Genomic DNA, 13,072 nt, shown 5'->3' with positions numbered 1-13,072 from the left:
GCTACTTTGTAGAGGTGAGGGACGTGAAAATAAGGAATTTTGTGATGGCGATAAGCTTTGCGAGCGGAATCGTTTCGACTGCTCTGCCTACATATACAACTGCAGCTGATAGATTGCAGATAGATGCATTACACAACTTTAGCCAGGCCCAGGTGGAGCCAACGCCGCAGCCGCAATACCCTGAGCGTCCACCGCTGCCGGCAGCCGGAACGGAACAAGAGGACGAAGAGCAGACCGTCATTCTCATAGTGGAAGAGTCCGAGCATGAAAGAATGCGGCGGAAAATAACGACCGATTATCCGGATCTCCAAATCAAGCGGACCTATACTGCAGTGTTCAAGGGCTTTGCCATCAAGGGGCCGATTAGGGATCTGGAGCGCTTGCAGCAGGAGGATGGCGTGGTGGAAGTGTCCCCGGTTACGAACTATGCGCCGATGATCGATGAGAGCGTGCCGTTCATCGGTGGCGACCGGATGCGGAGTTTTTATGATGAGGATGGCCATAAATTGACAGGTGAAGGTGTGAAGGTAGGAATCATCGATACGGGAATCGATTATACCCACCCGGACCTGAAGCATAGTTATGGGGGCGGATATGATTTTGTCGATGAGGACGAGGACCCGATGGAAACGAAGAAGTCACAGGGGATTCCGACGCTACATGGAACACATGTTGCCGGAATCATCGCAGCAAACGGCCATCTGAAAGGGGTGGCTCCGGAAGCTGAGATCTATGCATATCGTGTGCTAGGTCCTGGCGGTCATGGGACGAGCGAGCATGTGATTGCCGCAATAGAAAAGGCGATACATGACAAGGTGGATGTACTGAATCTCTCTCTTGGCAATACAATCAATGGCCCGGATTGGCCAACAAGCCTTGCCCTGGACAAAGCGGTGGAGCATGGCGTCGTAGCGGTTACATCAAGCGGCAACTCAGGGCCAAATCTTTGGACGGTCGGATCACCGGGAACCTCCACCCAGGCAATTTCGGTTGGCGCCTCGACCCCGCCGCTTAACATTCCCCATCTCTCTGCGCTCCTGTCTAAAAAAGAGATCGAGATGCTTCCGCTTCAAGGGTCTGCGAAATGGATTTTTAACAACAGGCCAATCAAGATGGAATATGTCGGGCTTGGGGAAGATGACGATCTAGAGGACGTCGACCTGAAAGGGAAGATAGTCCTCATGGAACGGGGGAAAATCCCTTTTTCGGAAAAAGCCTGGAACGCCAAAGAGAAGGAAGCGGCGGCAGTTGTCATCTACAATAATCTCGAGGGGAATTTTACAGGATCCCTGGAGGTAGAGATGGACCTGCCGGTGGTATCCATTTCAAGGGAAGATGGCCTCTTTCTGAAAAAGCAGTTGAAAAGGAAGTTCTCCTACGTCAGGACGACCTATAAATGGCATAAGGACGACATCGCGAGCTTCAGTTCCAGGGGGCCGGTGACGCACAACTGGGAGATAAAGCCCGATGTGGTCGCGCCGGGTGTGGCAATCGACAGTACCATCCCGAATGGCTATCTTGCCCTGCAAGGAACAAGCATGGCGGCGCCTCATGTGGCCGGTGCCAGTGCACTGCTCAAGCAGGCACACCCGGACTGGACGCCAAGCCAGATCAAGGCGGCACTCATGAATACCACCAAACCGCTTAAAAAAGAGGACGGCACCCAGTATTCTGTACTCGAACAGGGAACAGGGCGGATCCAGCTCGAGGAAGCCGTGAACACCAACAGCTTGATTTATCCCGGGACGCTGAACTTCGGCATGTTCGAGAAAAAGGACACCCGTAAGGAAAAAAAGATCGAGATCCAGGTGGAGAACGTATCCGACCGCGATATCAAATACACGTTCACGCCGCCAAAAGCGTCAAAAGGAATCCAGTGGAAGACCCCGATTTCTTTTACCCTGAAACCGAACGAAAAGAAGAAAACAGCGGTAACGCTCGACATCACCCCAAACCAGCAGAAAACAGGGATGCATGAAGGAGCGGTCGTGGTAAAAGCGAACCATCAGGAGCTGAGGCTGCCTTTCCTCTATATAATAGAAGAACCCGACTATCCACGGATCATGGGCTTCCAGTTCGGATACGGCGACAGGGAAGGGGAGTACCAGTACGAAGTGTATCTGCCCGAGGGAGCGGAGGAGCTCGGAATAGCCCTTTATGAAACCGACACCCTCCACTTCATCAAATACCTTGACTGGGAACGCGACCTGCCGAGGGGACTCTTCAAAAAGCAGATCTCAGCGGATAAGATAAAAGTAAAAGGCCTCGTGAAAGCAGTCGTATTCGCCAAAAAGCTAGAAAAGGAAGACTCGGTCGAGGCGGATTTGTATTTTGAATAATGTTCTTAGTTGTTTAGAAGGGGAGTAATATTAAATCCAATCGACCCCTGTTGATTGTAGGGCAAGGGGTGAGACTCCTGCGGCAGTAGCGCGTCTCGGGAGACCCCACAGGCGCAAAGCGCCGAGGAGGCTCCCGAGACCGCCCGCGGAAAGCGAACCCCTGGAACGAAAATCAACAGGGGAGTTCAATAATTACAACTCATCCATGGACATATATCCAAAAAACAATCAAGCAACCCGACCTGAAAACCGTGAATAGTCACATAATGTTCACAATCGACAAAGTTAAACCCGACAATATCTATGTTAAAATATTGATATACAACAGCCGAATGAGGAAAACGTTCATCATTTGGCTGTTTTTTTCTGGGTAATAATAGGAGAGATTTTGAAGCGCTTCACCTGCAAATCTTACCAAGAAAACTTTGTCGATTTTTTCCGTATAACACATTGACATTGAATTTTGGCTATTGTATGCTTACAAAGGGTATAAAATGATAAGGTTTTCATAAACCTTTTGCAACCATTTTTATACATATTTAGCATCGTTTTTGAAGCAAGACCTCAGTATTTTACCGCATGAAAAACGGGGTGTTTTCTATGAGTGATAAACGCCGCCCATTCCAAGCAATGGCCTTGATGTCCGCGATTCTTTCCTACCTTGTCGGCCCAACTTTAGTCGGATTATTTGGTGGAAGATGGCTGGATGGCAAAATAGGCACAGAACCATTATTTCTGGTCATTGGACTTCTATTAGGACTAGCAGCCGGCGTATACGGCGTTTTGTATGCAGTCCGCCAATTCTTCTCAGGAGAGTCATAATATGCCTGAATCAAAAGAAAATCTCTTAAGGCACATAAAGTACTTTTTGTTCTTATTAGCCTTATATGTTCTCGGTTGGGGTTTCACACCTTACCAGGACTGGTTTCTGGGGTTGATCCTCGGGACCGCGGTAAGCTTCTATAATCACTGGCTCTTGTACCAGAAGGTGAAAAAGTTCACAGACGCGGTTGCATCTGGGGCGAAAGCTTACACATTAGGATCTTTTTCAAGAATGGCTGCTGCAGTGCTTGCTGTAGTCATCGCTGTGAGATTTCCGGAATACCTGAATCTCTACGGTGTCATCATAGGGATCATGACATCCTATATTGTCATTATCATAGATTCATTTGTTAAACTCTTTACAAGCAGTGGGGAAGAGAGGTGAGTAGTGTTGAATCACGGTGCTCCAATACAGACGCTTGAAATATTTGGCTTCGACCTTCATTTCAATATGTCTAATATTTTAATGACAACGATTGCGGCAACGATAGTGTTCCTGATAGCTGTCCTGGCGACAAGAACCCTGGCGTTGAGACCTACAGGCATGCAGAACTTCATGGAATGGCTCGTAGATTTCGCAAAAGGAATCATTAGCAGTACAATGGATTACAAAACAGGCGGAAGATTCCTTGCGCTGGCATTGACCCTATTAATGTATGTATTCGTATCAAACATGTTAGGTCTGCCATTCGCAATCATCGTGGGAGAAGAACACAATTTATGGTGGAAATCCCCTACAGCCGACCCTGTAATCACACTTAGTCTCGCGGCAATGGTTGTTGCCTTGACGCACTATTATGGGATTAAGCTGAAAGGCTTCAAAGAATACGGGAAAGACTTTTTCAAACCGATGAGTTTCCTTTTCCCACTGAAGATCATAGAAGAATTTGCAAACACCTTGACTCTTGGTCTTCGTCTATACGGTAACATCTTTGCAGGGGAAATCTTGCTCGGGTTACTGGCAGGACTAGCAGTAACAGGCTATGAAACAGGTATCCTATCCGGGGTGCTTGGAACTCTGGCAGCTTTCATACCGATGTTGGTATGGCAGGCATTCAGTATTTTCGTAGGTACCATCCAAGCATTTATCTTTACCATGTTAACAATGGTTTATATGGCACACAAAGTGAGTCATGACCATTAATTTATAAATCTTCAATAACCAAAATACTATTTTTTTAAACATAAGGAGGAAATAATCAATGGGTGCATTAGCAGCAGCAATTGCAATTGGTTTAGCAGCACTAGGTGCAGGTATCGGTAACGGTCTAATCGTAAGTCGTACAGTAGAGGGTATCGCTCGTCAACCTGAGCTTAAATCCGTACTACAAACTACAATGTTCATCGGGGTAGCACTAGTTGAGGCTGTTCCTATCATCGCGGTAGTAATCGCGTTCATGGTAATCGGAAGCAACTAATACCAAAATATTTCTTTTGGTTTAAAATGGCGAAGTCCGTCTCAGTAGAGAACCTTCGCCTTTCCTTTATATCACTATAAGGGACTTTCAATTAAACAAGTAAAAAGTAACGCCAGATAAAAGCAGAACGTTTAGCAAAAGCGCCATGTTTTGAATCTCGACAATCGCAAAACATCTAAGGTGCTTGCGCTTTTCTTATGTATTCCTTGAAGGGAGTGAAAGCATTGTATAGCTTAGATCACTTAGTTCTTGGTGCAGGAGCGGGAACCCTTAATTTAGGGGACGCACTATACCAACTGTTTGTATTTTTAATCTTACTATTCTTACTTCGTAAATTCGCTTGGGATAAGCTTATCGGAATGATGAAGCAGCGTGAAGACCACATTGCAACAGAAATCCAGTCAGCGGAACGAAGCAATGAAGAAGCTCGCGTTCTTGTAGAAGAGCAAAGAGCATTGTTGAAAGAAGCACGCCTTGAAGGTCAGGCGCTAGTTGAGAATGCGAAGAAGGTTGCAGAAGACCAGAAGGCAGACATCATCAGAGCTGCACAAGAGGAATCTGCACGTCTTAAAGAATCTGCAAGAAAAGAAATCGTACAAGAGAAAGAGCAAGCTGTCATCGCATTACGTGAGCAAGTTGCTTCCTTATCTGTACTGATTGCTTCTAAAGTAATCGAAAAAGAATTAAACGAAAAAGATCAACAGAAGCTTATCGATGATTATGTGAAACAGGTAGGCGAAGCGCGATGAGCAAAAACGTAGCAGCAAAGCGTTATGCACTCGCTCTTTTCGAACTTGCAAAAGAACATAATCTCTATGCGCAATTCGATTTGGAGCTTGCGGAAGTGAAAAAGGTATTCGAAAGTAACCATGATTTGATCACGGTGCTTGGCAATCCTAAAATCCGCAAAGATTCCAAAAAGCAGATCATCCAGGAAGCATTTGCAACTGCTTCACCATTTATCGTCAATACGTTAAAGCTTTTAATAGATCGTCACCGTCAATCCATCGTGATCGACATGATCGATGCGTATCAAACGCTTTCCAACGAAGCCCGCAATGTGGCAAACGCTACGGTTTACTCTGTACGTGAGCTTTCTGAAGCAGAACAAGCGACGCTTTCATCTGTTTTCGCAGCGAAGGTTGGTAAAGCATCCTTGAACATCAGCAATATTGTAGATTCCTCATTAATCGGCGGTGTGAAGATTCGCATCGGTAACCGCATTTTTGACGGAAGTGTCAGCGGAAAATTAGAACGTCTTGGACGTCAACTTACAACGAATAGATAGTAGATAGGGGTGAAATTCATGAGCATCAAAGCTGAAGAAATTAGTGCACTGATAAAAAAGCAAATCGAAAGCTATCAGTCAGAAATCGAAGTTAGCGATGTTGGTACTGTTATCCAGGTTGGGGATGGTATCGCTCGTGCTCATGGTCTCGACAACGTCATGGCTGGAGAGCTAGTTGAATTTTCTAACGGAGTAATGGGTCTTGCCCAAAACTTGGAGGAAAACAACGTCGGTATTATCATCTTAGGACCATACCGAGAAATCCGCGAAGGCGATGAAGTTCGTCGTACAGGCCGTATCATGGAGGTACCGGTAGGTGAAGCACTTATCGGCCGTGTAGTAAACGCATTAGGACAACCGGTTGACGGATTGGGTCCTATCGAAACTTCAAAAACTCGTCCAATTGAAGCACAAGCTCCTGGTGTTATGGATCGTAAATCCGTTCATGAGCCGCTTCAAACTGGTATCAAAGCGATCGATGCGCTTGTACCAATCGGACGTGGACAACGTGAGTTAATTATCGGAGACCGTCAAACAGGTAAAACATCTGTTGCGATCGACACGATCCTTAACCAAAAAGACCAAGACATGGTGTGTATCTATGTTGCAATCGGTCAAAAAGAATCCACAGTTCGTGGAGTAGTTGAAACACTACGTAAAAACGGTGCCCTTGATTACACAATCGTTGTAACGGCATCTGCATCTGCACCAGCTCCAATGCTATTCCTAGCACCTTACACTGGAGTAACAATGGGTGAAGAATTCATGTACAACGGCAAGCACGTTCTTGTTATCTATGATGACTTGACGAAGCAAGCTGCTGCATACCGTGAGCTTTCCCTACTATTAAAACGTCCTCCAGGTCGTGAAGCATACCCTGGTGACGTATTCTACCTACACTCTCGTCTACTCGAGCGTGCAGCGAAACTTAGTGATGCAAAAGGCGCTGGATCCCTAACAGCTTTACCGTTCATCGAAACACAAGCTGGTGACGTATCCGCGTACATCCCGACAAACGTTATTTCCATCACTGATGGACAAATTTTCTTACAATCAGACCTATTCTTCTCCGGTGTTCGCCCTGCGATCAACGCTGGTCTTTCCGTATCACGTGTTGGAGGATCCGCTCAAATCAAAGCGATGAAAAAGGTATCAGGTACATTACGTCTTGACCTTGCATCTTACCGTGAGCTAGAAGCGTTCGCGCAATTCGGTTCTGATCTTGATAAAGCGACTCAAGCGAAATTGAACCGTGGAGCTCGTACGGTTGAAGTACTTAAGCAAGGCTTGAACAAGCCGCTTAAAGTAGAAAAGCAAGTTGCGATTCTTTACGCACTGACTAAAGGCTTCATCGATGATGTTCCTGTACAGGACGTTACTCGTTTCGAGGATGAAATGTTGACTTGGTTGGAGCACAACCGTAAAGAACTATTGGAAGAAATCCGCACAACTAAAGGATTACCAAGCGACGAAGTGATGGCTGAAGCAATCACTGCATTCAAAAAGACTTTCGTAGCTACTGAAAAGTAATAGATCGACAAAGCGCGTTTTGCACATCGTAATGGAGGAACCCGAATACCCTTCGATTCCTCCTTTACATGTGTCTGACCGCTCTGAATAGGGTTAAAAAGGTGGTGAGAACCTTTGGCATCATTACGCGACATAAAAACGAGAATTACCTCGACGAAGAAGACAAGTCAAATCACCAAAGCCATGCAGATGGTATCCGCATCGAAATTAAATCGTGCAGAAACTAATGCTAAAGCTTTTGGTCCTTATATGAATAAAATTCAAGAGGTTGTTGCAAGCATCGCACTAGGAAGCACAGATGTGACGCATCCTATGCTTCAGACCCGTCCGGTCAAGCGTACAGGATACATCGTCATCTCCTCTGACCGTGGACTTGCAGGTGCCTACAACAGCAACATCTTACGTACGGTTCATCAAACTATTCAAAAACGTCATAAGTCTCAAGATGAGTACGCAGTAATTGCCATCGGTCGTATTGGCCGCGACTTCTTCAGAAAACGCAACATTCCTGTGTTTTCAGAAATCACAGGCCTTGGGGACCAAGTCTCTTTTGCGGAAATCAAAGACATCGCAAACCGTGCAGTAAGCATGTTTGCAGATGGGACGTTTGATGAATTATACGTGTACTACAACCACTTTGTAAGTGCCATCTCTCAAGAGGTAACGGAAAAGAAACTCCTTCCTCTTACAGACATCGCTCCTACAACAGGAAAAATCACATCCTATGAGTTTGAGCCTTCCCAGGAAGGCATCTTGGAAGTACTACTGCCACAATATGCAGAAAGCCTTATTTACGGCGCATTATTGGATGCAAAAGCAAGTGAGCACGCTTCTCGTATGACAGCGATGCAAAGTGCAACGGACAACGCGAAAGAGCTTATCCATGGACTTACACTTTCTTACAACCGTGCCCGTCAAGCAGCGATTACGCAAGAGATCACCGAGATCACAGCTGGTGCTTCCGCTCTAGAATAGAACGTTTCGAACAAATTTTGCAAAAGTAAGATAGGAGGGAATACGATGAAAGGTCGCGTTACTCAAATCATGGGTCCGGTTGTTGACGTAAAGTTCGACAGCGGGCATCTTCCTGAAATATACAACGCTCTTCATATTAATCATAAAGCTCGTAGCGCTAACGAAGTTGATGTTATTCTAACGCTTGAAGTTGCTCTTCACTTAGGTGACAACACAGTTCGTACAATCGCTATGGCTTCTACTGATGGTGTCGTTCGCGGCATGGAAGTAGAAGATGCTGGTCATCCTATTTCTGTACCAGTAGGTGACGTAACACTAGGTCGTGTATTCAACGTACTTGGAGAAAACATCGACTTGGATGCTCCAATCCCGGCAGGTTCTCGTCGTGATCCGATTCACAGACAAGCTCCTACATTCGAACAATTATCAACTGCTGTTGAAATCCTTGAAACAGGTATCAAAGTAGTAGACTTGCTTGCTCCTTACATCAAAGGTGGTAAGATCGGTCTATTCGGTGGTGCCGGTGTAGGTAAAACAGTTCTTATCCAGGAATTGATCAACAACATCGCACAAGAGCACGGTGGTATCTCCGTATTCGCAGGTGTTGGTGAGCGTACTCGTGAAGGAAATGACCTTTACCACGAGATGACAGATTCCGGAGTTATCAAGAAAACTGCCATGGTATTCGGACAAATGAACGAGCCGCCTGGAGCACGTATGCGTGTTGCACTAACAGGTCTTACAATGGCTGAGTTCTTCCGTGATGACCAAGGTCAGGACGTTCTTTTCTTCATGGACAACATCTTCCGTTTCACTCAAGCAGGTTCTGAGGTATCCGCGCTACTAGGCCGTATGCCATCTGCCGTTGGTTACCAACCGACACTTGCTACTGAAATGGGTCAATTACAAGAGCGTATCACGTCTACATCCGTAGGTTCTGTAACATCGATCCAAGCGATCTATGTACCTGCCGATGACTACACGGATCCGGCTCCAGCAACAACTTTCGCTCACTTGGATGCAACGACTAACCTTGAGCGTAAGCTTTCCGAGATGGGTATCTACCCAGCGGTGGATCCTCTAGCTTCCACTTCCCGTGCACTATCACCGGAAGTAGTTGGAGAAGACCACTATCAAGTAGCGCGTGAAGTGCAATCCACTTTACAACGCTACAAAGAACTACAAGACATCATCGCCATCCTTGGTATGGATGAGTTGACGGATGAGGACAAGTTGATCGTTCAACGTGCCCGCCGTATCCAATTCTTCTTATCTCAGAACTTCCACGTAGCGGAGCAGTTCACTGGACAAAAAGGTTCTTACGTTCCTGTCCAAGAGACTGTGAAGGGCTTCAGGGAAATCCTTGACGGCAAATACGACCACCTACCTGAAGATGCATTCCGTCTAGTCGGCCGCATCGAAGAAGTAGTGGAAAAAGCGAAGCAAATGGGTGTAGAAGTTTAATTAAAGGGACCTAGGAGGGAATGAAATGAAGACGTTAAAAGTCAGTGTAGTTACTCCCGATGGCCCGGTTTATGAATCAGACGTAGAAATGGTAGTGGCACGAGCTCAAAGCGGAGAGCTCGGCGTCCTGCCTGGACATATTCCAATGGTTGCCCCACTTCAGATCGGTGCAGTCCGCATGAAAAAAAGCGGAAGCACAGAACAAGTGGCTGTCAGCGGAGGATTCCTGGAAGTGCGTCCTGATAAAGTTACGATCCTTGCACAATCTGCAGAAGCAGCTGAGCAAATCGATCTTACTCGTGCTGAGGAAGCAAAAAGACGGGCGGAGCAAAGACTGCAATCCAAACAGGATGACGTCGACTACCGCCGCGCCGAGCTTGCACTCCAACGCGCAATCAACCGCATCAATGTAGCAAAAAGAGGGTAACTTCTGGTGACCCGTGTATAGATGGAGAGACCCCCACTTTGGTAGTGGGGGTTTTTTGTTTGGGGTGGGGTTGGGGATGTATTGGGCAATGGGCGTTGTGCATTGGCCGTTGTACATCGTGCAGTGGGTATTGCGCATTCCTCATTGCACCGCGGTCCGCGAAATTTGTAAAAATGTGTAGCTTTATGTCTATTCGTCGATATCCTGCCCCGATTCGTTGATATATGAAAATTTTCGTTGATATGTGCGTCGAAACCGTTGATAAAAATAAAAAACCGTTGATATCCTGCCCAAAACCGTTGATATGTCAAAATGATACTCCCTGAGGATGCTAAAAAACCACGAAAATTCATATACGAAACGAGATATCCCCACAGATTCGCTACATAAAAGACCTCGACCAACCAAAAATAAGGTAACTGGCCCTTAAAAAGAATCTTCAATTACCTTGTTTTAACTAAAACCTGGTCAGTTTCTCCTTCCAAACACATAGAGTGTTATGTATCATGCCATTTTAAATAGGTATTGCCTTTTAAACAGGTCAATTCTATAATTAATTGGTAAACTAATCCATTAGGGGGATATTCTAGAATGAGTAACATTTTGGAGAAACAGAGTTTGTCAGCTCAACAATTGTCATTGGTACAGTCGGAGATGGACAAAAAGAAAAAATCAAAGACGCTGGGATATTTATTATGGTGGTTTACAGGCACATTTGCAGGTCACCGTTTTTATGTTGGGGATACAGGCTACGCAGTCTGCATGCTATTATTCGGTATTTTTACTTTATTTATCTGGAATTTCGTAGACGTATTCTTCATTGGACGCAGAATGGAACTGAAGAACGATGAGATTGAACGTAACATCATTCAAAAGGTCAAACTGTACTCCAACCAACCATCGGCAATATAACATGTGACCTAGAGGCTCCAAGTGGGGCTTCTTTTTTTTGCCTACTCCTCCATTGGACTCATTTTCACCCATTTACAAAAAATTCATCCTATTTTAATAGTAGATGTTGTACGCTGAAAATATGTAAATCACTCAAGGAGGCGGAATACTTGAACAGAAAAATCCTCAGCATCGTTGCTTTTCTTTTTACCTTTACCATTGCCTGTGGCCAAGTATCACCAAGTCAGATGAATGCAGATGGTTCGGGATCCTGGACATCGCCTTTGACGGTCACACAAGCGATATCCAGTCAAAATGGATTCACGCAGACAGTGGAAGGGTATATTGTGGGTCAGCCGACTTCCACGGCAACGGTCGTCACGAGCAATTTTCCAAACGATTATGCTCTAGCGTTAGCCGATACATCCACCGAAGCTAATACAGGTAAAATGATATATGTACAGATTCCTTCCTCATTCAGAACAAGCTACGGCCTGCAAAGCAATCCGGACCTGCTTGGTGAAAAGATTAAAGTGACAGGCTCTCTTACAGCTTATTTTTCACATCCCGGCCTGAAGTCGGCAACGGCCATCGAATTAGTTGAAGACGAAGTTCCGAGAGACCCGCCGCCAACAGACCCTGAAGACCCGGTAGACCCTCCACCGGCCTTTGAAGAATACTATAAAGACGCAGAAGGCAAAACAGGCTCGGCTTTGAAAACAGCACTTCACAACATCATCGATGACCATCAGACCCTTTCCTATGACGCATTATGGGCAGCCTTGCGGGTAACCGATGAAGATCCAGCTAACCCAAACAACGTGATCTTGCTCTACACCGGGCGCTCCCAATCGAAAACCTCAAATGGCGGGGGAGCAAATGATTGGAACCGCGAGCATGTCTGGGCAAAATCCCACGGTGACTTCGGGACAGAGAGGGGGCCAGGCACCGATCTCCATCATCTGCGACCGACAGACGCTTCTGTCAACTCCTCACGCAGTAACCTTGATTTTGACAACGGCGGCAGGGAGCATGCAGAGGCGCTTGGCAACTATTACGATAGCGATTCCTGGGAGCCGAGGGATGAAGTGAAGGGCGACGTCGCGCGCATGTTATTTTATATGGCAGTCCGCTATGAAGGGGACAGCGGGGAGATCAATCTTGAGCTCAATGACCTTGTGAACAACGGAAGCGCACCGTTACACGGAAAAATGTCCGTCCTGCTTGAGTGGCATGAGGAGGACCCTGTGGATGCGAGGGAAATCAGACGGAACCTCATCATTTTTGAAGATTACCAGGGCAACCGCAACCCGTTCATCGACCACCCGGAATTTGCGGACATGATTTGGTAGGGAAAGACGCTTGGTAGCTGCCAGGCGTTTTTTATGTGGGCGTTGAGATTATTAGGTTATGAGACAGCGACTATGGGGGGGAATGGATTGGCGGTCTTGAAAAGGGTTAATGAAACCACGATCGAGAGGAAAGCATGAAATGGCGGTCTCAAAGCAGCGGAATGAGACCACAATCGAGGGGAAAGCATGAAATGGTGGTCTCAAAGCAACGGAATGAGACCACGATCGAGGGGAAAGCATGAAATGGTGGTCTTAAAGCAGCGGAATGAGACCACGATCGAGGGGAAAGCATGAAATGGCGGTCTCAAAGCAGCGGAATAAGACCACCATCTGGCGGAAAGCATGAGATGGCGGTCTCAAAGCTACGGAATGAGACCACGATCGGGAGGAAAGCATGAAATGGCGGTCTCAAAAACAAAAGATTAACCACACCAGCAAAATAATCTATAAACCATACCTTATTCCCAAATAAATGTGAAATAACAAACAACAAATTTCCACTATCGAAGCAATAGTCAGATAAAGGGCGATATGTTGGTGACACAGATATTGGTATTTGATATAAT

The 13,072-nt window shown here is 46.1% G+C and carries 13 protein-coding genes; all 13 read left to right on the top strand.

Annotated elements, in window-relative coordinates; translation table 11 throughout:
- Positions 1-23: 23 nt before the first annotated feature.
- The 13 genes from JOC95_RS02350 to JOC95_RS02290 all read left to right on the top strand — a co-directional run bounded on the left by JOC95_RS02350 (position 24) and on the right by JOC95_RS02290 (position 12,506).
- Positions 24-2,339: a S8 family serine peptidase gene (locus tag JOC95_RS02350; protein WP_338083040.1), complete on the top strand. Its 2,316-nt coding sequence runs from the start codon at positions 24-26 to the stop codon at positions 2,337-2,339.
- 600 nt (positions 2,340-2,939) lie between these two features.
- Positions 2,940-3,161 carry an AtpZ/AtpI family protein gene (locus tag JOC95_RS02345; protein WP_204413018.1) on the top strand — a complete coding sequence of 74 codons (222 nt, stop codon included), beginning with the start codon at positions 2,940-2,942 and terminating at the stop codon, positions 3,159-3,161.
- A 1-nt stretch (position 3,162) separates the two neighbouring features.
- The gene (locus JOC95_RS02340) at positions 3,163-3,546 is read left to right on the top strand and encodes an ATP synthase subunit I (protein ID WP_204413017.1); all 384 of its coding nucleotides are present in this window, start codon (positions 3,163-3,165) and stop codon (positions 3,544-3,546) included.
- A gap of 6 nt (positions 3,547-3,552) precedes the next feature.
- Positions 3,553-4,305, top strand: a complete 753-nt coding sequence (gene atpB / locus JOC95_RS02335) for a F0F1 ATP synthase subunit A (RefSeq protein ID WP_204413432.1) — start codon at positions 3,553-3,555, stop codon at positions 4,303-4,305.
- A 58-nt stretch (positions 4,306-4,363) separates the two neighbouring features.
- Positions 4,364-4,579: a F0F1 ATP synthase subunit C gene (atpE, locus tag JOC95_RS02330; protein ID WP_204413015.1), complete on the top strand. Its 216-nt coding sequence runs from the start codon at positions 4,364-4,366 to the stop codon at positions 4,577-4,579.
- A gap of 197 nt (positions 4,580-4,776) precedes the next feature.
- On the top strand, positions 4,777-5,328 hold the full coding sequence (gene atpF / locus JOC95_RS02325) for a F0F1 ATP synthase subunit B (protein WP_204413013.1): 552 nt from the start codon (positions 4,777-4,779) through the stop codon (positions 5,326-5,328).
- Positions 5,325-5,867, top strand: a complete 543-nt coding sequence (locus tag JOC95_RS02320; protein WP_204413011.1) for a F0F1 ATP synthase subunit delta — start codon at positions 5,325-5,327, stop codon at positions 5,865-5,867. Before atpF ends, JOC95_RS02320 begins: the two co-directional genes overlap by 4 nt.
- An 18-nt stretch (positions 5,868-5,885) precedes the next feature.
- Positions 5,886-7,397, top strand: a complete 1,512-nt coding sequence (atpA, locus tag JOC95_RS02315) for a F0F1 ATP synthase subunit alpha (protein WP_204413009.1) — start codon at positions 5,886-5,888, stop codon at positions 7,395-7,397.
- Between the two features lie 114 nt (positions 7,398-7,511).
- Positions 7,512-8,372, top strand: a complete 861-nt coding sequence (locus JOC95_RS02310) for a F0F1 ATP synthase subunit gamma (RefSeq protein ID WP_204413008.1) — start codon at positions 7,512-7,514, stop codon at positions 8,370-8,372.
- A 45-nt stretch (positions 8,373-8,417) separates the two neighbouring features.
- Positions 8,418-9,836 (top strand): F0F1 ATP synthase subunit beta, encoded by a 1,419-nt coding sequence (gene atpD, locus JOC95_RS02305; RefSeq protein ID WP_204413007.1) that lies wholly within the window; start codon positions 8,418-8,420, stop codon positions 9,834-9,836.
- Between the two features lie 25 nt (positions 9,837-9,861).
- The gene (locus JOC95_RS02300; RefSeq protein WP_204413006.1) at positions 9,862-10,263 is read left to right on the top strand and encodes a F0F1 ATP synthase subunit epsilon; all 402 of its coding nucleotides are present in this window, start codon (positions 9,862-9,864) and stop codon (positions 10,261-10,263) included.
- 591 nt (positions 10,264-10,854) lie between these two features.
- Positions 10,855-11,175 (top strand): TM2 domain-containing protein, encoded by a 321-nt coding sequence (locus JOC95_RS02295; RefSeq protein WP_204413005.1) that lies wholly within the window; start codon positions 10,855-10,857, stop codon positions 11,173-11,175.
- 149 nt (positions 11,176-11,324) lie between these two features.
- The gene (locus JOC95_RS02290; protein WP_419096212.1) at positions 11,325-12,506 is read left to right on the top strand and encodes an endonuclease; all 1,182 of its coding nucleotides are present in this window, start codon (positions 11,325-11,327) and stop codon (positions 12,504-12,506) included.
- Positions 12,507-13,072: the final 566 nt, after the last annotated feature.

The sequence above is a fragment of the Sutcliffiella tianshenii genome, assembly GCF_016908565.1.
GTDB lineage: Bacteria > Bacillota > Bacilli > Bacillales > Bacillaceae_I > Sutcliffiella_A > Sutcliffiella_A tianshenii.
Note: the sequence above shows the minus strand (reverse complement) of the source record. Positions and strands in the feature narration are given on the sequence as shown.

Bases quoted from the DNA above. Each gene is read 5' to 3' on its own strand.
- JOC95_RS02345 (WP_204413018.1), top strand. From the start codon at position 2,940: ATGAGTGATAAACGCCGCCCATTCCAAGCAATGGCCTTGATGTCCGCG.
- JOC95_RS02340 (WP_204413017.1), top strand. From the start codon at position 3,163: ATGCCTGAATCAAAAGAAAATCTCTTAAGGCACATAAAGTACTTTTTG.
- atpE (WP_204413015.1), top strand. From the start codon at position 4,364: ATGGGTGCATTAGCAGCAGCAATTGCAATTGGTTTAGCAGCACTAGGT.
- atpF (WP_204413013.1), top strand. From the start codon at position 4,777: ATGTATTCCTTGAAGGGAGTGAAAGCATTGTATAGCTTAGATCACTTA.
- JOC95_RS02320 (WP_204413011.1), top strand. From the start codon at position 5,325: ATGAGCAAAAACGTAGCAGCAAAGCGTTATGCACTCGCTCTTTTCGAA.
- atpA (WP_204413009.1), top strand. From the start codon at position 5,886: ATGAGCATCAAAGCTGAAGAAATTAGTGCACTGATAAAAAAGCAAATC.
- atpD (WP_204413007.1), top strand. From the start codon at position 8,418: ATGAAAGGTCGCGTTACTCAAATCATGGGTCCGGTTGTTGACGTAAAG.
- JOC95_RS02300 (WP_204413006.1), top strand. From the start codon at position 9,862: ATGAAGACGTTAAAAGTCAGTGTAGTTACTCCCGATGGCCCGGTTTAT.
- JOC95_RS02295 (WP_204413005.1), top strand. From the start codon at position 10,855: ATGAGTAACATTTTGGAGAAACAGAGTTTGTCAGCTCAACAATTGTCA.